Source organism: Oerskovia jenensis (assembly GCF_016907235.1).
Taxonomy (GTDB): Bacteria; Actinomycetota; Actinomycetes; order Actinomycetales; family Cellulomonadaceae; genus Oerskovia; species Oerskovia jenensis.
Genome location: NZ_JAFBBO010000001.1, coordinates 3,139,763 through 3,162,431, shown reverse-complemented (window position 1 = coordinate 3,162,431; position 22,669 = coordinate 3,139,763). Strand labels below are relative to the sequence as shown.

The window sequence follows — 22,669 nt, the reverse complement described above, 5'->3', positions numbered from 1 at the left end:
AGCTCGGGGGGAGGTCGCCGAACCCGAGGCCCGCCGCGTCGGCCGGCTGGCCGGTCGGAGCGACCTCGGGTTCGGCAGCGGCGAACCGCTACGTGGTACCCACCGGTGACGGAGCCTCGTTCGGCGTCGGTCCTCGGCGGGGGTCGTGGGGAGGAAGCCGGGGGGCGGGGCGGGGATCCCGCCCCCCGGCTCGACTCTCAGCAGGCGCCGAGCGCCTGCCACGGGCCGTACTGCTCGGCCCCGGGGACGTTGTTCTGCGTCCACCACTTGGCGGTGTACTTCTGGCCGTTGTGCGAGACCGACGCCCCGCCGTTGTAGACGGCCGTGGCCGACCAGGCAGGGGCCGTGCAGGTCCCGGTGCCCGTCGTGCCACCGGTGGTCCCACCGGTCGTCCCGCCGGTCGTGCCACCCGTGGTGCCACCAGTCGTGCCGCCGGTCGTGCCGCCGGTCGTACCACCCGAGGTGCCGCAGGTGCCGACGAGCTCCCACGGGCCACCGGCGGTGCCGGGGGTCTCGTTCTGGGTCCACCACTTGGCCTTGTAGTTCTTGCCGTTGTAGGAGACCGTCGCTCCGCCGCTGTAGGTGCCCGTCGCGGTCCACTGCGCCGCGCACTCGGTCCCGGTCCCGCCCGTGGTGCCACCCGTGGTGCCACCGGTCGTACCGCCGGTCGTACCGCCGGTCGTGCCACCCGTGGTGCCACCGGTCGTACCACCGGTCGTCCCGCCCGTGGTGCCGCCGGTCGTCCCGCCGCCACCCGTCGGGTCACCGATCACGGGTCCGGCCGGGGCCGCACGGAACTTCGTCGCGAGGCCCTTGAGCAGCGAGCCGTCCTGGTTGCCCGTGAGGTCCCACCACATGGCCCCACCGAGCTTCTTGGTGGCGATGTAGTCGCCCTTCACGGCGACGGACTTCGGGTCGTCGAAGCTCCACCACTGGTTGCCGTCGTGGCGCCACGAGGCCACCGATACCGGGTCGAAGTACCCGGTGCCGAGGTTCTTGAGCTTGTCGTAGTCCTCGTTGCCGGCTTCCCAGGTACCGGGTCCGGCATCGGTCGCGACGCCCCAGGGGGCCGACGACGTCGCGCCCTTCCAGCCACGCCCGTACATCGCGAGGCCCAGGGTCAGCTGCTTCGCGGGGACACCGGCGTCGAGGTAGGCCTTGACGGCCTTGTCGACGCTGTACCGGCGGTTCGCCGGGCGGGTGTCGGTCGGGTCGTCGTACAGGTTGCCCTGGTGTCCCGTGAGGGTCTTGTTCCAGGCGCCGTGCAGGTCGTAGCCCTGGATGTTCCCGAAGTCGAGGTACTGGTAGTTCTCCGGGTCGTTCCACCCGCCGGACGCGATGTCGTCGGGGTTCGCCGGGAGGAAGGCGCTGAGCTGGTACTTCTTGCCCGTGGTCGCGCCGTAGGCGTCGAGCTGGGTGCGGAACTCCTTGAGGAGGGCCTTGAAGTTCGCCTTGTCGTTCGCGACGTCGACGATGTTGCCGACCTCGCCGTTGTTCGAACCGGGCCACTCCCAGTCGATGTCGAAACCGTCGAACACACCGGCGGCCGAGCCGGGGCCGCCCCGGCCGTCGACGACGGGCAGGTTGCCCTTGAGGTACAGGTCGATGCAGGACGACACGAGCTTCTTGCGGCTCGCGTCGGTCGCGGCGGCCTTGGAGAAGTTCTTGGACCAGGTCCAGCCGCCGATCGACAGCATGGCCTTGATCTGGGGGTTCTTGGCCTTGAGCTGCTTGATCTGGTTGAACGAGCCGGCGAGCGGCTGGTCCCAGGCGTCGGCCACGCCCGCGACCGAGTTGGCCGCGGTGTAGCCCATGCCGTAGTCGGCCCAGGCGTCGCCCGCACCGTCCGAGCCGTTGGGGCCCGTGCCCTGGGCCTTGTTGGCCTCGAAGCAGGTGAGCGTCTGGTGGTGGATGTTGCCGAACGCGTAGTTGAGGTGCGTCAGGTCGGCGGCGGCGCCGGAGTCCTGGAGCTCCTTCATCTTGAAGTCGCGCCCGTACACACCCCACTGGGTGAAGTAGGCGACGTTGCGGTAGCCGTTGATGGCGCTGTCGCCCGTCAGGGCGGTCGTGGTGGCTGCGGGGAGGGGGGTCGCGGTCGCGGCGACGGTGCCGGCGACCAGGGACGTCGCGAGCATGGCTGCCGCGGTCAGTCCCGCGGCCACCTTCCTCGCACGTCCTCGGGGGGTTCTCAGTCGCATGTGTGTGCCTCACTGGGTGGGGGCTCTGTGCCCGATGGCCCCGGACGTCGTTGCCCAGGAACACCCCGACCCTAGGGAGCGGTGGTCCCCTCGTGAATCAGCGTTTCCCACATTGTTCACCTCGCGTACATACACGGTGGCGCGTAGGTGTTCCCCCCTACGTACCTGCGCGTGGCCTACGGGTCGCGCCGACTCCGCGTGCCGTCCGGTTCATCGCCCGACGCGGTGCGCGAGCACCGCGAGCTCGACCCGGGAGCGCACGCCCAGCTTGCGGAAGACGCGTCCCAGGTGCACCTCGACGGTGCGGACCGAGAGGTAGAGCTGGTCCGCGGCCTCGCGGTTGGAGCCTCCCTGGACGACCAGCAGCGCGACGTCGAGCTCACGATCGGTGAGCTCGTCCGCCCAGCGGGCGCGCAGCTCGTCGAGGGCGTCGTCGGAGACGTCGCTCTCGCGCGCGGCGAGCCGCGCCCTGCCCGACGACGCAGCGCCCGCGTGCGGGACCCCTCCCCCGGGGGTGGTGGTCGGCACGGGCGACGTCTCGGCACGACGTGCGGCGACCTGGAGGGCACCGAGGTGCTCGAGGACACCGGCGAGCTCGCCCTGCGCCTGCCGGGCCCACGCCCACGCCCCCGACTGGGTGAGGAGCTCGACCGCGGACAGGAGGTGCTCGTGGGCCGCGGGGAGGTCCCCCCAGCGTGTCAGCGCCCGGCCGAGGCAGAGCTCGGTGCGCCCGTGCTCGAACGGCGACGCGATCCCGCGCCCGGCCGAGGCGACCGCGTCGCGCAGCGCGACCGCGTCCTCGGGCCGTGCGAGCGCGATCTCGGCACGCGCGAGCGTCGCGACACGGTTCGCCGGGGACAGGTCCTTGGCCTCGACCCGACGTCGCGCGAGCGCCTTCTCGGCCGCGTCGGGACGCCCGGCGAGCACCCACGCCTCGACGTCGTCCATCCCGGGCAGGTGGAGCATGTGGGCGCAGTCGCGCCGGTCGGTCTCGGCCGCCAGCTCGAGCAGGGTCGCCGCCTGGGTGTGGTGGCGAGCGAACGACGCCCCGATGGCCCGGTCCACGAGGAGGCCGAGCCGGACCGGCCGCGACGTCGGGCACGAGCACGTCTCCTCGAGAGCGGTGGCGACCGTGCCCACGCTGCCGTGGACCGCCATGTCGAGGCGGCGCGCGACCGCGACCCCCGTCCCGGCGAACGGCAGCCCGACGGGCAGACGGAAGGCCGCCTCCTCGAGCTCGCGGCGCGCCTTGGTGATGTTCCCCGACCAGAAGTGCACGAGCACCTGCGCCAGCCGCAGGTGCGCCTCGACGTACGGGGTCACGGCCCCCGACGGTGCGTCGAACCATCGGCCGCCGTTGCGCACCGGCGCGAGGTTGGCGACCGCGCTCGCGAGCGCCTGGCCGGCGACGTCGAGGGCGTCCTCGTCGGCCAGGGCGATCGCCCGGCTGACCTGGGCGTACGCCTCCTGCTCGGGCGAGAGGCGCGAGCCGGGCAGGTCGGCCCGCTTGCCGCGCTCCCCGACACCGTAGTTGGCGAGCCACGACCGGGTGACGTCGAGCCCGCCCACTCCCTGCGTGCACCGACGGGCGAGCCGCTTGGCCGCGTCGAACGCCTGTGACGCGGCGACCCCGTCACCTCGCTCGGCGTGCAGCCTCGCCGCGCTCGTGAGCCCCCGCACGACGTCACCGATCTCGCACCCGCCGGCGGCGTCCCGGGGACGCCCCTCGCGGTCGACGCAACAGGTGCAGGACTCGTCGGTGTCGGCGAGCGCCAGGAACGGGGCGAGCACGTCGTCGGGCACCTGGCCCTGGACGTGCGTCAGCGCGGTGACGAGCGGCCCCAGGATGCGGGCCGAGCTCACGCCGCCCTCGCAGCGCGCGGCCCGTCGCAGCCAGTCCGCCGCGTCGTGGACGTGACCGGACTGGAGCGCGGCCGTCCCCGCGAGCACGTACGCCTCGCCGCGCTCGGTCGCGGCGGCCTGGCTCGCGGCCTCGCGGGCGACCTCGTGAGCCCACACGACGTCGCCGCGCTCGAGCAGCCGCTGGGCGAGGGACACGAGCCCGGGCGCGAGCGCCGGGTCCCCCGCGAGGGTCGCCAGAGCCGTGTGCCACGTCGCGATGTCCTCCTCGCCGGCGGCCGTGTGGACCGTCGCGAGGCGCAGGTGCGCGGCCGTCCGGTCCGCGAGGCGCGCGTCGCCGTGGACCAGGGACCGCACCCGGGGGTCCGTGAACGCGAAGCGCCCCGAGACGAGCGAGAGCTGCCCCGAGAGCGGGCCGTCGAGCACCTCGTCGATGCTCAGCCCCGACGCGGCGAGCAGGACGTCCGTCCGCTCGACGACGGCGACGGCGGCCACGAGCAGGGCGCGCCGCTCCTCGGGAGCGAGGTCGTCGAGCCGGTCGCCGAGCAGGGTACGGACGGCCGGCACCGGCGGCAGCGGGTCCGGGAGGATGGCCGTGCCCGCGAGCTGCTCGGCCGTCAGGAGCCGGGCCGTCTGGGAGATCGCGGCGGCGTTGCCCGCGAGGTTCTGCGCGAGCCGCGACGCGACGTGGGGGGCCACCGCCATCCGTTCCTCGACCAGCAGCAGGTGCAGCGCCTCGGACGGACCCAGGGGCGCGAGCTCCCGGACCTCGATCGGGTACGGGAGCGGGCGGTCGAACCCGCCGGGGACGGCGGTCGCGAGGAGCACGAGCGCGGCGCGCCGCTGCGCGACGAGCCCGACGACCACGGCGCGGCTGATCTCGTCGACCAGGTGGAGGTCGTCGGCGAGGAGCACGACCGTCCGGTCGGGGACCGCTTCCTCCAGGTACTCGGCGAGCGCGACCGCGCCGACCTCCGGCAGGTAGCCGTACTCCGGGTCGGCGACGTCGAGCGGGCGCACGAGCCGCTCCGGCACGGGACACCCGGTCACCTGGGCGACCTGGGACACGAGCGAGCGCACCGCTCCACCGGAACGCTGCGGGCCCACCGCCTGCGCGACCCGCAGGACCAGGGGTGGGTGCGGACCGCCGGCCGCGTGGAGCGCCTCGTGGACGAGCTCGAGCGTGGTGCTCGCGCCCATGCCGGGCTCCCCGGTCCAGACGAACGCGCCGCGGCGGTCCGCGACCGCCGCGAGGGCGAGGTCGATCTCCGCCCGCCGGGAGGAGAGGCGCTCAGGGCCGTGCTCGGTGGACGTGCGGGACGTGCGCACCTGATCTGAGGTCAGGACGTCTTGCTGGCTGGCTGGCATGTCAGACCCTCCCGTCCGGGGCAACGATGGCCGGACGACTCTCAGGAATGTTAACAACCCGACGTAAAAGCGGGCATCCTGTCCTGTTACCCGTCAGTGTCTTCGGCGGCTTCCCGTGAGGGTGGGTTGCCGGGGCCTTCGACCAGGTCTAGGGTGACCTCGTTCCTCCGTCTGCTTCTGCCGAGAGATCTCGGTACCTCAGACGAGCACGGAACCAGAAGCAGATGAGAAGGAGGTGAGAGCGATGCCGGACGGCAGCAGTCATAGATCCCCGCACTGCGCGCTCGCTCCCCTCCACCCTGCCCGCTGACCCTTCCGGTCGGATCCCCCGGCACGGCCTCGGGGCGGTCGCCAGTGCGCTCCATGCACCGTCACCCCCCTCGCCAGGACCTGCCCCTGCCCGCACGCAGGGCGGCCCGGCGTCCGGTCGGCACCGTCGAGAGCACGGCGCCGGGAAGGACCACCATGTCGACGAGCACACACCTCAGTGCACCCTGCCCCGCGACCACTCGCAAGGGCTCCGCACCACTCCGAACGAATCGGGCCACCACCCCCGTGCCCGCTCCCCGCCGCCCCGACCTCGAACGGCAGTCGATCACCTTCACGATCGGCCTCTACCTGTTCATCTGCACGGCCCTGCTCGGGACGCACCTGCTGGCCGCAGGGAGCGACGACGCTCGCGTGCCCGACCCCGTGGTGACGACGACCTCCCCGACCGACGCTGCGCCGTCGGGCACGGGCACGCCGCTCGCGGGCGAGCCGGGGGTGACCCCGTGACGGCGGCCACGCCCGTGGTCCCCGTGGCGACCCGTGGTGCGACGACGGCGTACGGACACCGGTCGTCGGTGCCGGTCGGCGCAGCACCCCCGCCGGCCCCCCGGTTCGACCCCCAGGCCCTGCGTGCCCGCTGGCTCCAGGTCGACTCCGAGGACCCCGCCGCCCTCGCCCACGCCCGGGACACGGGCGTCGACTTCTCACCGGCCTCCGGGCGAGTGTGGGAGACCGACGAGCACGTGTACCTGCCGGTCGTGGCGACCTACCGGCGCGGCGACCGGGTCGAGCGCGAGATCCTGATGTTCGCGCTGTCCCCCGGGCGTGTCGTGACCCTCCAGCCCTCCCGGCACTACCCGATCTTCGACAAGGCCATCGCTCGCATGCGGCGCACGCCCCGGCTCGTCCAGACGTCGTACGGCGTCATGTACGCGCTGCTGTACGCGCTCAACGAGGCCGCCGAGCGCGTCATCCTCCACGCGAGCGACCTGCTCGAGGACATGTCCGACCAGATCGAGGAGGCCACGCTGGGCTACGACCGGCGCGGCCGCGAGATCGGTGTGACCGACATGCAGGGCACGATCTCGCGCATGAACCGCGCCGAGGAGATCGTCTCGAGCACCCAGGAGTCCCAGCTCTCCCTCGCCCGCGCCGCCCGGCACCTGCGCAGCGAGATCGCCGACACCGACCCCGTGCTCGCGGGGCTCGTCGAGACCCTCATCGCGGACGTCGACGGCGTCAAGGAGCACGCGAGCTTCGAGCACGACAAGGTCCGCTACCTGCAGCAGGCCATCATGACCTCGCTCGACGTCAAGCAGAACCAGATCGTCAAGGTGTTCACGATCATCACCGCGGTGTTCCTGCCTCCGACCCTCATCACGTCGTTCTACGGCATGAACTTCACGCGCATGCCCGAGCTCGAGTGGGAGCTCGGGTTCCCGTGGGTCGTGCTCGTGACGCTCGTCGCCGCCGTCATCCCGCTCGTGTACATCAAGCGGCGCGGCTGGCTCCGCTGAGGCCGCCCCGGGACGGCGGGAGCGGCGCGGCCCCGGACCCCGCCGGACGTCCCCGGGCACGCGGACGCCGCCAGGCCCACGACAGGCAGGTCGTGGGCCCGACGGCGTCGGGTTGCGCAGGGCCGAGGTCGCTACCGCGTCAGGTCAGACGCAGGAACCGACCACTCGCCACGGGCTCCAGTACGTCTCGGTGCCCGGTGCGTTGGTGTGCACCCACCAGTTGGCCTGGTAGTTGACGCCCTGGTGGGACGCCACCTGGCCTGCAGTGTAGATGCCGGCCTTGGTCCAGTCCCCGTAGCATCCACCGGGAGCGTCCGAGTCGACCGGGCCGGCCGCCGACGCGCGGTAGACGTCCGCTGCCGTGCCGACCAGCTCGTCCTCGTAGTCACCCGCGAGGTCCCACCACATCGAGCCGCCCAGGCCCTTCTCCGCGACCCACTTCGCCTTGAACTCGACGGCGCGCGGGGAGTCGACGCTCCACCACTCGTTGCCGTCGTAGCGCCACGAGGAGCCGGTCTTCTCGTCGAAGTACTCGGTGCCGTGGTCGCGCAGCTCGAAGTACTGCTTGTACCCGGGCTCGTGCGTGCCCGCGGCGACACCTGCGGCGCGCTGCCAGACGCCGGCCTTGCCGCCGTCCTCGACGCCCGTCCAGCCACGACCGAAGGCCGGGATGCCCAGCGTGATCTGCTGCGGGTCGACGCCGCGGCTCAGGTACAGGTCGATCCCCTGCTCGACCGAGATGTCCCCCGTGTAGGACGGGTCGTCCTTCAGGTTGGACTGGTGCCCGGCCAGGTTCGGCGACCAGCCGCCGTGCAGGTCGTAGCCCTGGATGTTGCCGTAGTCGAGGTAGTCGAAGATCTTCGGGGCGTCCCAGCCGGCGTTGATGGCCGTCGGGTTCACGGGGATGTACGACGAGAGCAGGTACTCCTTGTCCTGCGAGGCACCGTACTCGTCGAGCTGCTCGCGGAACTCCGCGAGCAGGGCCGTGAAGTTCGCCTTGTCGTTGACCGGGTCGATGAAGTTCTCGGGGTGCTGCGCCCACGTCGGGGCACCGGGCCACTCCCAGTCGATGTCGATGCCGTCGAAGAGGCCCGCCGCCGCCTCGGGGCCGCCACGGCCGTCGATGACGGGCAGGTTGCCCTTGAGGTACAGGTCGACGCACGAGGACACGAACTTCTCGCGGGACTCGGGCGTCGCTGCGGCCTTCGAGAAGAACTTGGACCAGGTCCAGCCACCGATCGACACCAGCACCTTGGTGTCGGGGTTGCGCTCCTTGAGCTTGCGGAGCTGGTTGAAGTTCCCGGCCAGCGCCTGGTCGGCCGTGTCCGCGACGCCGTCGATCGACTCCGCCGCGGTGACCCCGTCGACGAAGTCCGCACCGGCGACACCGGCGCCGTCGTTGCCACCCGGCGCGGGCGACCCGTCCTTGTCGGAGATGAAGCAGGTGAGGTCGGTCGGGTGGATGTTCGCGAACGCGTAGTTGATGTGCGTGATCTGGTCGGCCTGGCCGGTCTCCTGGAAGTCCTTGACCGTGTAGCCGTAGTTCTCCGGAGCCCACGACATGAAGTAGCCGACGTTGCGGTACCCGTTGATGTCGTTGTCGCCGTTGGGGCTGACTGCCGCGGGGGCAGCCGGGGCGGGCGCCGCCGTCGCGGCGCCGGCCGCGACGAGCCCCGAGGCCACGAGGGCGAGGGTCGTCGCGGTGACCACGGCACCGGCCGCGCGGCGGCTGCGGCGTGGTAGCGGGGAGGGGGTGCGGGATGCGTGCAAAGGGAGGCCTCTTCGTCTTCCGTGCTGCTGACTCCGGTCCGTTCCGGAGCCCCAGATGCTGGGCACTGTCGAACCTAGCCAGCGCGCAGCGCGAAAGATGTACGGGGCATCCACATGGTTCACAGCGGTCACATAAGGGATTTCCCGTACATGTCGGAAACTCGCCTCGAAACGTTACGAACGGTAGCCGTCCGGGCCTCGCAGAACTACGCCTCGACGAGGATCGTCACCGGGCCGTCGTTCACGAGCTCGACCTGCATGTCCGCCCCGAACACACCGGTCGCGACCTCGACGCCCTTCGCACGCAGCGCCTCGACCACCGCGACGACGAGCGGGGACGCCACGTCCCCCGGGGCCGCGCCGTTCCAGGAGGGCCGCCGCCCCTTCTTGGTGTCCGCGTAGAGCGTGAACTGGCTGACGACCAGCACGGGCGCTCCTTCGTCGAGCACCGACCGCTCGTCACGCAGGATCCGCAGCTCGGCGATCTTGCGCGCGACGAGCTCGACCTGCGCGGGCCCGTCGTCGTGCGTCACCCCCACGAGCGCGACCAGCCCCGGCCGGTCGATGCTGCCCACGACCTCGCCGCCCACGCTCACGCTCGCCCGCGTCACGCGCTGCAGGACGGCCCTCATGCCGTGCGGCCCGGGCCGAACGCGGGACGCACCTCGCCGACGGGCTCTCCCCCGCCCAGGACCGGGGTGCGGCCGATGCGGTCGAGCGCGGCGCCGTCGGAGCCTGGCAGGTCACCCGCACCCAGCGCCCCGAGCGCTGCGACCAGCACCGCCGGACGCGGGCGCGGCGAGCCGTCGAGGACCTTGAACGCGAGCGCCCTGCCGTCGGCGAGCCCCGCACCGTAGACGCCGTCCGCGCCGTCCTTGGCGACGAGCCCCGGCACGGCCCGCATGACCTCGGTCGCGTCGCGCCCCGTCCCGCCCACCATCTCGGGGAACGCGGACATCGCGCGCGCCACCAGGGCCTCGGGCGACCCGGGGGCGCCCGACGGCGCCGCGGCCAACCGGCCGAACGCGCGCGCCATGCCGACCAGCGTCGTCGAGAAGAGCGGCGCACCGCACCCGTCGACCGTCACGTGGAGGTCAGCCGCGTCGTCGCCCGTGAGGTCGAGCAGCGTCTCGCGGATCGCCACCTGGAGCGGGTGCGCGGGATCGAGGTACGTCGTGGTGTCCCAGCCTGCCGCGACGCACGTCGCGAGCATCGCGGCGTGCTTGCCCGAGCAGTTCTGCGTGATCGACGCCGGGCCGTTGCCCAGCTCCTGCCACGCGAACGCCGCAGGCGGGTAGACCGGCATGTCCGGGGTGTTGCGCAGCGCCGACTCGTCGAGGCCCACGCCCGCGAGGATCTCACGGGCCCCCGCGAGGTGGACGTCCTCGGCGTTGTGGCTCGCGGCCGCGAGCGCCAGGAGCCGCGGCGGCAGGGACAGCCCGTGGCGGACCATCGCGACCGCCTGGAACGGCTTGACCGACGAGCGGGGCCAGATCACGGTCGACGGGTCGCCCACCACGAGGTCGGTGGCCCCCGACGCGTCGAGCGTGACCAGGTGGCCCAGGTGCACGGACTCGACCAGGTCACCCCGGACGACCTCCGCGAGCGGTGCCGCGAAGTCCGGCACGGAGGTCACCATCCGCCCGGACGGCCGCCGCGGTTGCCGCCCGAGCCGCGGCCGAAGCCGTACGACTTGAGGCGAGGACGCACGTCGACGATGTAGATGAAGGCCGGGACGAGAGCGATGAGGTTGAAGAAGCTCGTGCTGGTCAGCATCATCGGCGGCAGACCGAGGAAGCCGATCGCCGCGGCGACCCCCAGGATCCCCGACCAGATCGGCTTGGTGAGCTTTCCCTCCGCGGTGAACCCGTTCGCGGGTCGCCTCAACGCGTCGACGAGCGCAAAGGCCTGCGCGGCAAACACCACGACCGCGAGGACGACGAGAACGAGCCACTGGGCTCCACCGAAGCTGATCACGTGTCGAGCCTACGGCAGGACCCGCAGCGCCTCCGCGCGCGCCGCGCTCGCGACCCGTTCGTCCCACACGGCGAAGATCGCGTCCTCGTGCCGCAGCACCAGGGCAGAGGCCAGGTGCACGGCGTCCGCGCCCCGCAGCGAGTGGCCGTTCGCGCCCGCGAGGACGCTCGCCCGGTCCAGCACCTCGGGCGAGACCTCGACCAGGAGCAACGCGGGCCACAACCGCTCCCAGGTCGCGAGCGCCTGGGTGCGCTCGGCGGCGTCGAGGACGCCCGTGCGCTCGCCCGCGGCGAGCGCCGCGCGGACCTCGGTGTCCGACAGACGGCTCGTGGTGACCACGTCCGCCCGGTTCCACAGGGCGCTCGCGAGCTCCGAGCCGGGCTCGGCGACGCACAGCTTCACGAGCGCGCTCGCGTCGAAGTAGACCAGTGCCACGGGGTGCGCCGGCTCAGCGTCGGATGCGGCGCACGAGGCCCGACATCGCCGACTGCTTGGCAGCGGGACGCGCGGGCGGCGTGTGCACGGGCCGTTCCTCGGAGGCCGGAGTCAGCAGGCCGTCCCTGGTCAACGACGTGATCAGGTCCGCGCTGCCCACCGCGCTCAGGCGGGCGACCGGGATGCCACGCTCGGTGATCACCACGTCCTCCCCGTCACGCGCCCGCTCGATCCACGTCTTCAGCTCGGCCCGCAGGGCGCTGACGGAAACCTCCATCCCCCGAAGGTACCGGCACCTGCCCGGATTGCGTAGACCTCCACGCATGCAGATCCTGCGGGATCGCCTGGCGCGCGCACGGAGTCCGCCGGAGTCGCGCGCGGAGTCCGCCGAGAGCGCTCACGGCACCGACGCGCAGCGTGCTCACGGGACCCACGCGCAGCGTGCTCGCCGGAGACAGCGCCCTCGCTCAGAGCTCGTGGAGCGCCGACCGTGCGTCCTGCGGGGACATCCCCGCGGCCTCGAGCAGGTCCACGATCGGCGAACGCATCAGCATCACGAGCGACTGGACCTGCCAGTCGCCCGCACCGACGGTCCGCGGGTCGGCCGCGGCCGCGGTGTCGGCGAGGATCTCGCGTGCCGTCGACGGGTCGCGGCCCGCACCGATCGCCTCGGCCAGGACGCGCGTGCCGGCCGCGAACCGGTCGACGATCGCCGCGACGGGCAGGAGGTCGTGGTCCGCCCCCGCGACCGGGCGGGCGCGCCGGGCCAGGACGCGGACGCTGCGCATGGCGCGGTCGACCAGGAGCGCCTTGCGCTCGATGTCGCCCAGCTCGGTGCGGTGCTTGCGCCCCATGGGACTCACCCGGGACAGCTCCTGGGCGCTCGTCGCGGTGGCCTGCCACTCCTCGAGCGCGGGTTCGGACGCCCGCCCGCGCACGAGCGCCGCGTCCAGGTCGTCGACGTCGCCCGAGCGGAAGCCACGGGCGAGCAGCTCGAGCGTCTCCGCGAGCTCGGTCGTCGCCTCGTCCCCCAGGATCCGGGGCCGACGGCGTGGGTCGCCCGGCGTGAGCGTCGCGACGAGCAGTGCGACCGCCCCACCGACCAGCGCGTCGACGAGTCGACCCCCCGGGCCGCCGGTCTGCGCCGCGGGCAGACCCACGATCACGATGGCCTGCACACCGGCCTGGGTCGCGAGGAGGGCGCCACGGTCGATGAACCGGGCGACCAGGGCGGACGTCGCCAGAACGACCGCGACCTGCCACCAGCCCGACCCGATGAAGTGGACGATCAGGTCACCGAGGCCCACGCCGACCGCGACCCCGATCGCGAGCTCGCCGACCTTGCGGACCTGCCGGTCCTGGCTGAACCCGAGACAGATCCACACCGAGACGGGCGCGAAGAACGGGTACGGGTGCCCGAGCACGTAGTGCGCGATCCCGTACGCCACGCCCGAGGCGAGCGACGCCTGGATGACGGGCCAGAACGCGACCCGGACCCTGGAGGTCCCCTGCCGCAGCCGCGCGCGGAGCAGCAACCGACGGAACGCCTTGCGGGCCGACTCGACCGCTCCCGGTTCCGGGGTCGCGGCTCCCCCGGCCGACTCCCGCGCCTGCGTCATGTGCTCCTGCTCACCACGTCCCACCGTGCCGGATCCCGGCACGGTCCTCGGATACCGCTCTAGATCATGCTCTGGGGCGCGCCCGCGCCCTTGGGGGTGACGCCGCGTGCGACCGGGCCGCGCGGAGCCGGCCGGTCGACCGACACGCCCTCGCCGGGGACCACGATCTCCTGGGCCGCGGCGACGGCTCCCCCGTCGCAGTCGACGACGAGCTCGACGTCCTCGGGTGCACCGCGCTTGAGGACCGCGAGCGCCACGGGTCCCAGCTCGTGGTGCCGGGCGACCGAGGTCACGACCCCGACGGCGCGACCCGGGGCGGACACCCCGTCGGGTCCGGGCGTCCCGCCCGGCAGTCGCACCTCGGCCCCGGCGACGGGGAGCAGGTGCCCCGAGCCGTCGAGGTGGAGCATCACGAGGCGTCGCGGGGGGCGGCCCATGTTGTGCACGCGCGCGATGGTCTCCTGGCCGCGGTAGCAGCCCTTGTGCAGGTGGACCGCGGTGCGCAGCCAGTCGAGCTCGTGCGGGATCGAGCGGTGGTCGACCTCGGTGGCGAGGCGGGGGCGCCAGGCCTCGACGCGCAGCGCCTCGCTCGCCCAGGTCCCGGCGAGCCGCCACCCGGCGGCCTCGCGGGACGCGACGGCGTCGGACAGCTCGGCGCGGGGCACCAGGACCATGCGCCACGGACGGTGGGCGCCGGGGTGCTCGTCGTCCGCGGGGCCGTAGCGGGTGCCGCCGGGTGCGGTGCGCGGCCACGGGTCGCGCCAGGTGACGGGCTCGCCCTCGGCGCCCTCGGCGTCGCGGGGCTCGCCCAGGACGGCGACCTCGTCGCTCATGTCGGTGATCTCGACGCGCAGCGCGAACTTCATGCGGTCGAGCCAGGCCGCGAGGGTGGGGGCGTGCGACCCCTCGGTCACGAGCCACGTGGACTCGCCGTCGTCGACGACGCCGGCCGCGTGCTCGACGTGACCTTGCGGGCTCAGCACGAGCAGCTCGGTCGAGGTGCGGGGCGCCAGGCCCAGGAGGCTCTGCGACGTGATCGAGTTGAGCCACGTGAGGCGGTCGGGACCCGTGACCCGTACGACCCCGTGGTGCGAGAGGTCGACGACCGCGCCGCCCGACTCGAGCGCACGCTGCTCGCCCGTCGGGTCGCCGTAGTGCCAGGCCACGCCCGCGTCGGGTCCGGAGCCCGCGACCGCGCCGGGGCGCGACAGCAGGGGGCTCGTCCGAGCCGGGGGCTCGGGCTCGGTCCGGGCAGGAAGCTCGGTCCGGGCGGTGTCCTCAGGTCCAGCGGTCACGGTGCAACATCCTCCTCGCGCCCGGTGGGCGCACGTCCGTCAGGCCGCGCGGTGGCGTCGGCCGTGTCTCACGTCGGAGGTGCTAGAGGCGGTCCAGCTTCGCCGACGCATACGACTGCAACGGTTGACCGAAGGCCGCCAATTCCCAGACCCACAGGAGCTGGCCCTGGACGTTGCCGTAGAGCCGGTTCGACGCCGTGACCTCGGCCGAGGTGGACGTGCGCACCATCGCGTCGCTCGACAGGTCCACGCGGCCGTTGCCGACGATGCCCAGGTACAGGGTCATGCGGCCCGACGGGTCCGCGATCATGACCTCGATCGCCGCCTTGTCCTCCGGGAGCCCCTCGGGGCGCTCGGGCGACACACGCCAGTAGCCGGTCTCGGTGGACCAGATGCGCCCGGGCGCGAGATGCCCCTCGGTGCTCGGCTCCGGCTGGTCGCTCGACCGGTGAGCGGACGGCTCGGCGGCGTCGTCCGTGGTCCAGGCCTCGGGCACGGTCTCCGGCACCTCGGCCTCGAGGACGCGGAGGGTCGACTCGTACCGCAGGTACGGCCCGCCGTCGTGGTCGAACACGACGTCCTGGACGAACGGGGTCTCGGCGAGACCCGGGTAGGCGATGACGCCCTCACCGCGCCAGGATCCGACGAGCCACGCGAGCGGGTAGGCCTCGGGGGCGAGCCCCTCAGGGAACGCGAAAGCCATCTGGTGGTACCTCCGGCGGTTCCGGTCCGGGGGGACCGGTGGTGACGACAAGGGGAGCAGGACCGTGGTCCCACCGGGCGACAGCGCCCGGTGCGACACAGGTCAGCGCTGACCCTTGTACAGCTTGTAGACGACGAACCCGGCGAACCACGTGATGGTCACGGTCGCGGCGATCAGCAGTCCCAGGAAGATGAGCTCGAGTGCATGCGTGGACATGTCGCCGATCCTACCGTCCGGCCTCTAGGCTCGCGCACGTGACCACCCAGCCAGTCCCCGTGTCCTCGGCCACCCCGGCCGCCGCCTCCCGCTCCCTGGTCGTCAAGTCGACCGCGGGCCTCGAACGCGCCGAGGCGACCAACCAGGCGTTCACGGTCGCGGCCGCGGCGGTCGCCGCCGGGGTCGAGGTCAGCGTGTGGCTCACCGGGGAGTCGGCGTGGTTCGGGCTGCCGGGGCGTGCGAGCGAGCTCGAGCTCGAGCACGCGACGGCCCTGCCGGACCTGCTGGAGGTGATCCTGTCCGCCGGGACGGTCACGGTGTGCACCCAGTGCGCGGTGCGTCGCGGCATCACGGAGGCCGACCTGCTCCCGGGGGTGCGGATCGCGGGTGCGTCGGTGTTCGTCGAGGAGGCGCTGCGTCCGGGGGCGCAGGCCCTGGTCTACTGACGCCCGGCGGGTTGTCAGAACGAGCGTGACCTCGGCACCTCGCTCGTTCTGACAACCGGCCCGGTGTGCTCAGTCCTCGACGCGGATGCCGAGCTCGGCGGCGAACAGCGGCGCCATCTCGACGAGCTGGGACGGACCGACCGTGGCCCCCGCGAGCCTCTCGATGCTCGTGATCCGACGCAGCGTCGCCCCGCGCAGGTCGGTGTGCGCCAGGCGCGCGCCCGCCAGCACGAGGTGGTCGACCGACGTGCCCTCGAACGCGACCCGCAGGGTCTGGGCGCCCGTCAGGTCGAGCTCGTCCACGGTGCACCGCGTGAACCGCAGGTCGCGGACCGTGGCCCCGCGCAGGTTGACGTAGCCGAGCTTGCAGTCGACCAGCTCGACCGACCGCCACGCGGACTCGTACAGCTCGGCCGAGCCGATCCGTGAACCGGCCAGCACCACGTCGTGCCACACCGACCGCGGGGCGCTCAGGACGGGGGCGTCGATCCGTTCGAGCCGGGACTCGCTGAACGTCGCGGCCCGCAGGTCGGCCTGGTGCAGCGAGAGCCCGACGAGGTCGCACCGCTCGAACGTGACGTCGGACAGGTCCGCGTGGGACAGGTCGCCGCCCTCGAACCGCTCGTCGTGGCGACGGTCCTCCGCGCGGATCCCCTCGGCGTCGCCCGGGAGACGGACCCCGGCGCGCAGGCGCTTGATCCTGGGTGGGACGGTGGTCGGGGAGTTGTCGTTCTGCGCGCGCACCGCACGACCCTACGCCTGCGGAGCAGTCCCGGGCCGCCGCCGTGCCACGCGCCCGGACGGCGTCCCGCACCGCGTGACGAGGACCGGGCCGCACCTCCCACCGGTCACCGAGCGGGGGCGAACCGCCTGATCAGCAGGTACATCTCGCACCCCAGGCACAGCCCGAACGCCGCGTTGAGCACCGCCGCCACCAAGGCGATCCCCGCGGCGACGGGCACGGCCACGAGCGACACCGTGAAGCCCAGGACCACGCCGAGCCCGGTGATGACGAACCCGACCCCTTGCGCGAAGCGAGGCGGACGCGGGTCCTCGCGCTCCGCCGTCGGACCGAGCCGGGGCTGGACGAGGGTCTTGAAGACCCAGCCCTGCCACGTGCCCTGCGCGCCGCGCAGCGCCCCCAGCAGGAAGCTCAGCGCGATGAACGACAGCAGCCAGAGCGCCGCCTGGGAGGCGCCCAGGAGCAGCGTCACGGCGAGCAGCAGGGCGGTGATCCCGGCCCCGACGCGAGGGCCGCGCGGGTCGATGCCCTGGGTCACGCTCGAAGAAGGGTGCGGTTCGTGCGACATGACGGCTCCTCGGTCGGCCCGCCCGGTGGGCGAGCGGTGTCAGGCGACGGACCCGGCAGGCACGTCGAGCGCCTCGAGGGCCTGGGTCCGGTTCACGCTGCCGCTCATCCGAGCGACCTCGCGGCCCGACGGGTCCAGGACGAGCACCGTCGGGGTGCGCAGTATGCCGAAGGTTCGCACGAGATCGTGGTGCTCGTCGACGTCCATCTCGCGATGTGTCACGTCGGTACGTGCGGCGACGACCTCGTCGAGCACGCGCGCCGTGTGCCGGCACGGCGAGCAGAACTCGCTCGAGAACTGCACGAAGGTCCGGTGCTCCCCCAGCACGATGCCCCGGGCAGCCCAGTCGACCCCAGCGTCCTCGGCGGCGGCGCGGCCCGCACGGACCACTCCCTGGCGGCGCTGCCACCAGACGCCCAGCGCCACGCTCGCAGCGAGCAGCACCACCAGGACCACGATGCGCAAGACCATTGCCTCGACCTCTCCTTCGTGCGGCGAGCGGGGCGGCGAGGGTGTCACGGAGGACCGCTCAGCCCACGACCACGCGACCCACCACGAAGACCAGGATCCCCCCGACCGTCACGGGCAGCACTATCGCAGCAACCGCCGCCTGCCTGCGCTCGAGGGCCGGCAGCTGGTCGAACAGCGCGCGCAGCCCCGCGACCAGCATGCCCGAGACGACGCCCGTCCACAGCCCGTTGCTGATCTCGACCTCGGGCAGCGCGTACCCGAGCCCGCCCCCGGCGGCCGCGGCCGCGGCGACCGTCACGATCGAGCTCCACCACCCGGCCAGCGGCAGCGCCGAGATCGCGGACGCGACGGCGATCGCCGCGGCGCACGTCACCACGAGCTGGGCGCCCGCGTCGGTGCGGTCGGTCGCGATCCACCCCGCCGCCGACACCGCGACGACCAGGCCGCTCACGGTGCCCAGCAGCGACTCGACCAGGCGCGGTCGACCGTCCCGGCGCAGCATCTCGGCGACGAACGCGAGCACGATGCCCATCGCGAGCACGATCGGCAGGTTGCGCAGGGCGGGCTCCCCCTCGGTCGCGGCCACCACGCCGACCGCACCGACCCCCGTCAGGCCGATCACCAGACCGGAGCCGCCCGGGGCGGGCTGCCCCAGGAGCGCGGGCCACCCGATCGCGACCAGGACGACCAGCACGGCGGACGCGATCGTCAGGGGAAGGAGTCCGAAGAACGCGGCGGCGGCGACCGCCGCAGCCACCACCGACGTGGCGACGGCGCGCGAGGAGAGCCCCACTAGGCACACTCCCCCGACGGCGCGGGGCGCGGGGGGGCGGGGGTGAGACCGGGTCCGGAAAGGCTGAGCACGAACATGAGTCTCCCAGATGACGCGCGGCGGCGAACACGAAACAAGGTTGTAACAGCGCAAAGGCCTTGGTCACCCCGTCGACCCCTGTTCCACGCGCTACGGTAATGATTCCGGCCTCCTCGGGGGTCACTGGGAGGAGGTGCGTCGGTGGCAGAGCTGTTGATCCTGACACCGGCGACAGGTGGGTCCGTCGATATCCTGCCTGCGCTGGGACTGCTGTCGCACCGTCTGCGGGTGCTGCCCATGGAACCGTCCGCGCTCGTCGACGCCCCTGACTCGGACGTCGTGCTGCTCGACGCCCGTCGGGACCTCGCGGCCGCACGCACCACCTGTCGTCTGCTGCACGCGACCGGTCTGACGGTCCCCCTCGTGCTCGTGCTCACCGAGGGCGGCCTGACCGTCGTGACCGCCGAGTGGGGGGCCGCGGACCTGCTCCTCGAGCACGCGGGCCCCGCCGAGGTCGAGGCCAGGCTGCGGCTCGTGATCGAACGGTCCTCGCACGGTCGCGCCGACGACGCGCCGCAGGAGATCTCCGCGGGTGAGCTCGCGATCGACGCGGGCGGGTACACGGCCCGGCTGCGCGGCCGCCCGCTCGACCTGACCTACAAGGAGTTCGAGCTCCTCAAGTACCTGGTGCAGCACCCGGGCCGCGTCTTCACGCGCGCCCAGCTCCTCCAGGAGGTCTGGGGCTACGACTACTACGGGGGCACCCGCACGGTCGACGTCCACGTACGACGCCTGCGGGCCAAGCTGGGCCCCGAGCACGAACAGCTCATCGGGACCGTGCGCAACGTCGGCTACCGGTTCGACCCGCCCAAGGACCGGCGGGCCGCAGCCTCCGCAGCGGACGGCACCGCCGACACGTCGGGAACCGAGGCGACCGACACCGCTGTCTCGAGCGAGCAGGTAGGTTCGTCCGGGTGACGACCGACTCGAGCGACTTCTCCGCAGCCCTCGTCGACGGCCCCTGGCGGCACGAGTTCGTGCCCGCCAACGGTGCCCGCTTCCACCTGGCCCTGGCCGGCCCCGAGTCCCGCGGAGGCGGTTCGAGCGCGCCGCTCGTGCTCCTGCTGCACTCGTTCCCGCAGTTCTGGTGGGCGTGGCGGCACCAGCTCGAGGCGCTCGCGGAGGCCGGGTACCGCGTCGCCGCGATGGACCTGCGCGGGACCGGCGCGTCGGACAAGCCACCGATCGGCTACGACGCCCCGACGCGCACGCGCGACGTCGCGGGCGTGGTCCGTTCGCTCGGTGCCGACCGCGCCGTCGTCGTCGGGCACGGGACGGGGGGCGGGCTCGCCTGGGCCATGGCGGCGCTCCAGCCTGCCGTGACCGCGGGCGTCGCGGCGTTCGCCGCACCGCACCCCTCGCACGTCCACACGTCCGGGCGCAGGCTCCTGACGCCGCTCGCGCAGCGCTACCTCGCGTTCGCCCAGCTCCCGACGTTTCCCGAGCGCGCCCTGACGCAGGACGACCTGGTCGGCCGGGTCCTCGCGGACGGGGCCGCGACGCCGTTCGCCCCCGAGACGGTGGACACCTACCGCACGGTCATGCGCATCCCGTTCGCGGCGCACTCCGCGATGGAGGCCATCCGTTGGTCCGTGCGCTCGGCGCCCCGCCCCGACGGCCGGCGCTTCCGCAGCGCGCTGCGCCGCCCGATCACGATCCCGACGCTCCAGGTCCACGGCGGCGCCGACGCGTTCCTGCGTCGCGAGCTCACCGACGCGGACTCGGCGGCCGTCTCGCGCTCGTTGCGCTTCGAGGTCCTCGACGGGGTGGGCCACTTCCTCCCCGAGGAGGCGCCCGACGACGTCACGCGCCTCCTGCTGGACTGGTTGCCCACCACGAAGGGCTGAGCGGGCACCGGCGGCGGTCCTCCGTCGAGGTGGCCCCGCGCGTCAGTCCGTCTTGACCATGCCCGCAGCGACCGCCGGGTCCGTCTCGCCGACCCCGAACGACGGGCACAGGTGCGCGATGGTGCAGGCGCCGCACGCGGGCTTGCGCGCGAAGCAGACCCGGCGACCGTGGAAGATCAGGCGGTGCGAGAGCAGGGTCCACTCGCGCTTCTCGATGAGCTCCCCGACCTCCGTCTCGACCTTGACCGGGTCCTCCTCGGTGGTCCATCCGAGCCGGCGCACGAGGCGTCCGACGTGGGTGTCGACCGTCAGGCCGGGGACGCCGAACGCGTCCCCCAGGACGACGTTCGCCGTCTTGCGACCGACGCCCGGCAGTGTCACCAGGTCGTCGAGCCTGCGGGGGACCTCGCCGCCGTAGCGCTCGACGAGCGCCTGCCCGATCCCGATCACCGACTGCGCCTTGGCCCGGAAGAAGCCCGTGGGCCGCAGGATGTCCTCGAGGTCCTCGCGGTCCGCGGCCGCGTAGGCCGCAGCGTCCGGGTAGCGGGCGAAGAGCTCCGGAGTGGTCAGGTTGACGCGCTTGTCCGTGGTCTGCGCCGACAGAACCGTCGCGATCAACAGCTCGAGCGGCGTGGTGAAGTCCAGCTCGCAGCGCGCGTCCGGGTAGGTCAGCGCCAGCTCACGGTTGGTGCGCCGCGCCCGCCGGACCAGGGCGAGGCGTGACTCGACGTGCGGGGCTGGTGCAGGACTCGAGGTACCGCCCGAAGTGGTCACGTCCGGCAGCCTACTCGGCCCCACCCACACACCTCTCCCACGCAATCCTTGCAGGGCGAGCAGAACCCGTGGCGGCCCGAGTTGCGCGCATGAGGCAGACTTGTGGGAGGAATCACGAGTACCGGTTCGCTCGAACTCCGCCGATGCAGACGGGCTCATGCCGGGAAAGCCCGCTCAACACTCGAAGGACATCGCGTGGACGACGACGTAGTGCTCTCCGCCCCCCTCTTCGCCACCATGGACCGCGAAGAGACCCGGACGCTGTTCGACTCGATGCAGCAGATCGAGCTCACCCGTGGAGACGTGCTCTTCCGCGAGGGTGAGCCCGGCGACAGGCTGTACGTGATCGCGCAGGGCAAGATCAAGCTCGGCCGCCGCTCGAACGACGGCCGCGAGAACCTCCTGTCCATCCTCGGACCGGGTGAGATGTTCGGCGAGCTCTCGCTCTTCGACCCGGGGCCCCGCACGGCCACGGCCAGCTCGGTGTCCGACGCCCTGCTCTACGAGCTGCGGCACGAGCAGCTCATCGAGTGGATCGAGAAGCACCCCAGCGTCGCGAAGCACCTGCTCAACGCGTTGGCCCGCCGCCTGCGGCGGACCAACGAGACGCTCGCGGACCTCGTGTTCTCGGACGTCCCCGGCCGCGTCGCCAAGGCGCTCCTCGACCTGTCGACCCGCTTCGGCGAGGAGACCGACGAGGGCGTGCGCGTCGCGCACGACCTCACGCAGGAGGAGCTCGCCCAGCTCGTCGGCGCCTCGCGCGAGACGGTCAACAAGGCCCTCGCCGACTTCGCCACCCGCGGGTGGGTCCGGCGCGAGGGCCGCGCGGTCGTGCTGCTCGACGTGGACCGGCTCGAACGCCGCGCGCGCTGAGCGCGCCCCACTGATCGGACAGAGGCCGGTCGCGCGACCTGAGGTCGCGCGACCGGCCTCTCTGCGTCGTCGGGGCGGTCAGGCCGCTCGGGCGTCCGACGGTTCGCCGAGCTCGACGACGAGCTCCACCTCGACCGGGGCGTCGAGCGGGAGCACCGCGACGCCCACCGCGCTGCGTGCGTGGACGCCCGCCTCGCCGAAGATCTCGCCCAGGACCGTGCTGGCGCCGTTGATCACGGCCGGCTGACCCGTGAACGACGGGTCGCTCGCCACGAACCCGACGACCTTGACGATCCGGGAGACCTGGTCGAGGTCCCCCACGATCGCCTTGACGGCAGCGAGCGCGTTGAGCGCGCACGTCCGGGCGTACCCGGCCGCGTCGCTCGGCGCGACGAGGCCCTCGCCGTCCCCGACCTTGCCGGTCGCCGGCAGGGACCCGGCCTCGAACGGGAGCTGGCCCGAGGTGTACACGTACCGGCCCGTGCGCACCGCGGGGACGTACGCGGCGACGGGCGCCGCGACGTCGGGCAGGGTGATGCCCAGCTCGGCGAGCCGGGCGTCGACGACCCCGGGCACTACTTCTCGCCGGTCGGGCGCTTGAGGTAGGCCACGAGACCGTTCCCGTCCGGGCCCGTGACGACCTGGACGAGCTCCCAGCCGTCCGAGCCCCACTGGTCGAGGACTGCCTTGGTGTTGTGGATGATGAGGGGGATGGTCGCGTACTCCCAGGTGGTTGCCATGCGCCGAGCGTAGTCGCCAACCGACCCGCGCACAGGTCGCGCGGGCTCCCCAGACCGGCCCTCGAACGCTCACAGAACCCGCACACCGGCAGGGGGTGGAATCCCCGGA

24 protein-coding genes are annotated in these 22,669 nt (G+C 73.0%); 6 read left to right on the top strand and 18 right to left on the bottom strand.

Annotated elements, in window-relative coordinates; all coding sequences use genetic code 11:
- Positions 1 to 197: 197 nt before the first annotated feature.
- Together JOD49_RS14285 and JOD49_RS14280 are read right to left on the bottom strand one after the other, a co-directional pair.
- The gene (locus JOD49_RS14285) at positions 198 to 2,162 is read right to left on the bottom strand and encodes a glycosyl hydrolase family 18 protein (protein ID WP_307822557.1); all 1,965 of its coding nucleotides are present in this window, start codon (positions 2,160 to 2,162) and stop codon (positions 198 to 200) included.
- A 246-nt stretch (positions 2,163 to 2,408) separates the two neighbouring features.
- On the bottom strand, positions 2,409 to 5,426 hold the full coding sequence (locus JOD49_RS14280) for a LuxR family transcriptional regulator (protein ID WP_205307757.1): 3,018 nt from the start codon (positions 5,424 to 5,426) through the stop codon (positions 2,409 to 2,411).
- 555 nt (positions 5,427 to 5,981) lie between these two features.
- Here JOD49_RS14280 and JOD49_RS14275 point away from each other — a divergent pair.
- Positions 5,982 to 6,203: a hypothetical protein gene (locus JOD49_RS14275; RefSeq protein ID WP_205307756.1), complete on the top strand. Its 222-nt coding sequence runs from the start codon at positions 5,982 to 5,984 to the stop codon at positions 6,201 to 6,203.
- Positions 6,200 to 7,213, top strand: coding sequence for a CorA family divalent cation transporter (locus tag JOD49_RS14270; protein ID WP_205307755.1), 1,014 nt, complete (start codon positions 6,200 to 6,202; stop codon positions 7,211 to 7,213). Before JOD49_RS14275 ends, JOD49_RS14270 begins: the two co-directional genes overlap by 4 nt.
- Positions 7,214 to 7,357: 144 nt before the next feature.
- Here the strand turns inward: JOD49_RS14270 and JOD49_RS14265 are convergent, their stop codons facing one another.
- The 9 genes from JOD49_RS14265 to JOD49_RS14225 form a co-directional block, all read right to left on the bottom strand.
- Positions 7,358 to 8,923, bottom strand: a complete 1,566-nt coding sequence (locus JOD49_RS14265; protein WP_205307754.1) for a glycosyl hydrolase family 18 protein — start codon at positions 8,921 to 8,923, stop codon at positions 7,358 to 7,360.
- A 266-nt stretch (positions 8,924 to 9,189) separates the two neighbouring features.
- Entirely contained in the window at positions 9,190 to 9,615 is a 426-nt protein-coding gene (gene dtd, locus JOD49_RS14260) for a D-aminoacyl-tRNA deacylase (protein WP_205307753.1), read from the bottom strand.
- Complete coding sequence (locus JOD49_RS14255; protein ID WP_205307752.1) at positions 9,612 to 10,622, bottom strand: asparaginase; 1,011 nt, start codon at positions 10,620 to 10,622, stop codon at positions 9,612 to 9,614. The genes dtd and JOD49_RS14255 overlap by 4 nt, the downstream gene beginning before the upstream one ends.
- Positions 10,616 to 10,960: a DUF2516 family protein gene (locus JOD49_RS14250; protein WP_307822556.1), complete on the bottom strand. Its 345-nt coding sequence runs from the start codon at positions 10,958 to 10,960 to the stop codon at positions 10,616 to 10,618. Before JOD49_RS14250 ends, JOD49_RS14255 begins: the two co-directional genes overlap by 7 nt.
- A 9-nt stretch (positions 10,961 to 10,969) precedes the next feature.
- Complete coding sequence (locus JOD49_RS14245; protein ID WP_205307751.1) at positions 10,970 to 11,395, bottom strand: type II toxin-antitoxin system VapC family toxin; 426 nt, start codon at positions 11,393 to 11,395, stop codon at positions 10,970 to 10,972.
- Positions 11,396 to 11,408: 13 nt separating this feature from the next.
- Positions 11,409 to 11,672: a type II toxin-antitoxin system Phd/YefM family antitoxin gene (locus JOD49_RS14240; RefSeq protein ID WP_205307750.1), complete on the bottom strand. Its 264-nt coding sequence runs from the start codon at positions 11,670 to 11,672 to the stop codon at positions 11,409 to 11,411.
- A 190-nt stretch (positions 11,673 to 11,862) separates the two neighbouring features.
- A complete protein-coding gene (locus JOD49_RS14235) occupies positions 11,863 to 13,014 on the bottom strand; it encodes an FUSC family protein (RefSeq protein WP_205307749.1) in 1,152 nt (383 codons plus the stop codon).
- A 59-nt stretch (positions 13,015 to 13,073) separates the two neighbouring features.
- Positions 13,074 to 14,309 carry a CAF17-like 4Fe-4S cluster assembly/insertion protein YgfZ gene (gene ygfZ, locus JOD49_RS14230; RefSeq protein ID WP_205307748.1) on the bottom strand — a complete coding sequence of 412 codons (1,236 nt, stop codon included), beginning with the start codon at positions 14,307 to 14,309 and terminating at the stop codon, positions 13,074 to 13,076.
- Positions 14,310 to 14,391: 82 nt separating this feature from the next.
- Positions 14,392 to 15,012 carry a heme-binding beta-barrel domain-containing protein gene (locus JOD49_RS14225; protein WP_205307747.1) on the bottom strand — a complete coding sequence of 207 codons (621 nt, stop codon included), beginning with the start codon at positions 15,010 to 15,012 and terminating at the stop codon, positions 14,392 to 14,394.
- A 254-nt stretch (positions 15,013 to 15,266) separates the two neighbouring features.
- Here JOD49_RS14225 and JOD49_RS14220 point away from each other — a divergent pair, with 254 nt between their 5' ends.
- On the top strand, positions 15,267 to 15,674 hold the full coding sequence (locus tag JOD49_RS14220; protein WP_307822555.1) for a DsrE family protein: 408 nt from the start codon (positions 15,267 to 15,269) through the stop codon (positions 15,672 to 15,674).
- A gap of 69 nt (positions 15,675 to 15,743) precedes the next feature.
- Here the strand turns inward: JOD49_RS14220 and JOD49_RS14215 are convergent, their stop codons facing one another.
- The 4 genes from JOD49_RS14215 to JOD49_RS14200 all read right to left on the bottom strand — a co-directional run bounded on the left by JOD49_RS14215 (position 15,744) and on the right by JOD49_RS14200 (position 18,248).
- A complete protein-coding gene (locus JOD49_RS14215) occupies positions 15,744 to 16,418 on the bottom strand; it encodes a pentapeptide repeat-containing protein (RefSeq protein ID WP_205307746.1) in 675 nt (224 codons plus the stop codon).
- A gap of 104 nt (positions 16,419 to 16,522) precedes the next feature.
- On the bottom strand, positions 16,523 to 16,984 hold the full coding sequence (locus tag JOD49_RS14210; protein WP_205307745.1) for a DUF4395 domain-containing protein: 462 nt from the start codon (positions 16,982 to 16,984) through the stop codon (positions 16,523 to 16,525).
- Positions 16,985 to 17,023: 39 nt separating this feature from the next.
- A complete protein-coding gene (locus tag JOD49_RS14205) occupies positions 17,024 to 17,455 on the bottom strand; it encodes a thioredoxin family protein (protein WP_205307744.1) in 432 nt (143 codons plus the stop codon).
- A gap of 58 nt (positions 17,456 to 17,513) precedes the next feature.
- Positions 17,514 to 18,248 carry a hypothetical protein gene (locus JOD49_RS14200; RefSeq protein WP_205307743.1) on the bottom strand — a complete coding sequence of 245 codons (735 nt, stop codon included), beginning with the start codon at positions 18,246 to 18,248 and terminating at the stop codon, positions 17,514 to 17,516.
- Positions 18,249 to 18,467: 219 nt separating this feature from the next.
- Here JOD49_RS14200 and JOD49_RS14195 point away from each other — a divergent pair, with 219 nt between their 5' ends.
- Positions 18,468 to 19,244 carry a winged helix-turn-helix transcriptional regulator gene (locus tag JOD49_RS14195; protein ID WP_307822554.1) on the top strand — a complete coding sequence of 259 codons (777 nt, stop codon included), beginning with the start codon at positions 18,468 to 18,470 and terminating at the stop codon, positions 19,242 to 19,244.
- Positions 19,241 to 20,173 carry an alpha/beta fold hydrolase gene (locus JOD49_RS14190; RefSeq protein ID WP_205307742.1) on the top strand — a complete coding sequence of 311 codons (933 nt, stop codon included), beginning with the start codon at positions 19,241 to 19,243 and terminating at the stop codon, positions 20,171 to 20,173. Before JOD49_RS14195 ends, JOD49_RS14190 begins: the two co-directional genes overlap by 4 nt.
- 42 nt (positions 20,174 to 20,215) lie before the next feature.
- On the opposite strand, the gene nth is transcribed toward JOD49_RS14190, so the two are convergent.
- Positions 20,216 to 20,947, bottom strand: coding sequence for an endonuclease III (nth, locus tag JOD49_RS14185; protein ID WP_307822553.1), 732 nt, complete (start codon positions 20,945 to 20,947; stop codon positions 20,216 to 20,218).
- Between the two features lie 195 nt (positions 20,948 to 21,142).
- On the opposite strand from nth, the gene JOD49_RS14180 reads away from it, so the two are divergent.
- A complete protein-coding gene (locus JOD49_RS14180; RefSeq protein ID WP_030143997.1) occupies positions 21,143 to 21,820 on the top strand; it encodes a Crp/Fnr family transcriptional regulator in 678 nt (225 codons plus the stop codon).
- Between the two features lie 78 nt (positions 21,821 to 21,898).
- Here JOD49_RS14180 and JOD49_RS14175 read toward each other — a convergent pair whose 3' ends face one another.
- On the bottom strand, positions 21,899 to 22,396 hold the full coding sequence (locus tag JOD49_RS14175; RefSeq protein ID WP_205307740.1) for a RidA family protein: 498 nt from the start codon (positions 22,394 to 22,396) through the stop codon (positions 21,899 to 21,901).
- A complete protein-coding gene (gene sp36, locus JOD49_RS14170) occupies positions 22,396 to 22,560 on the bottom strand; it encodes a Sp36 family protein (RefSeq protein WP_021481786.1) in 165 nt (54 codons plus the stop codon). Before sp36 ends, JOD49_RS14175 begins: the two co-directional genes overlap by 1 nt.
- Positions 22,561 to 22,669: the final 109 nt, after the last annotated feature.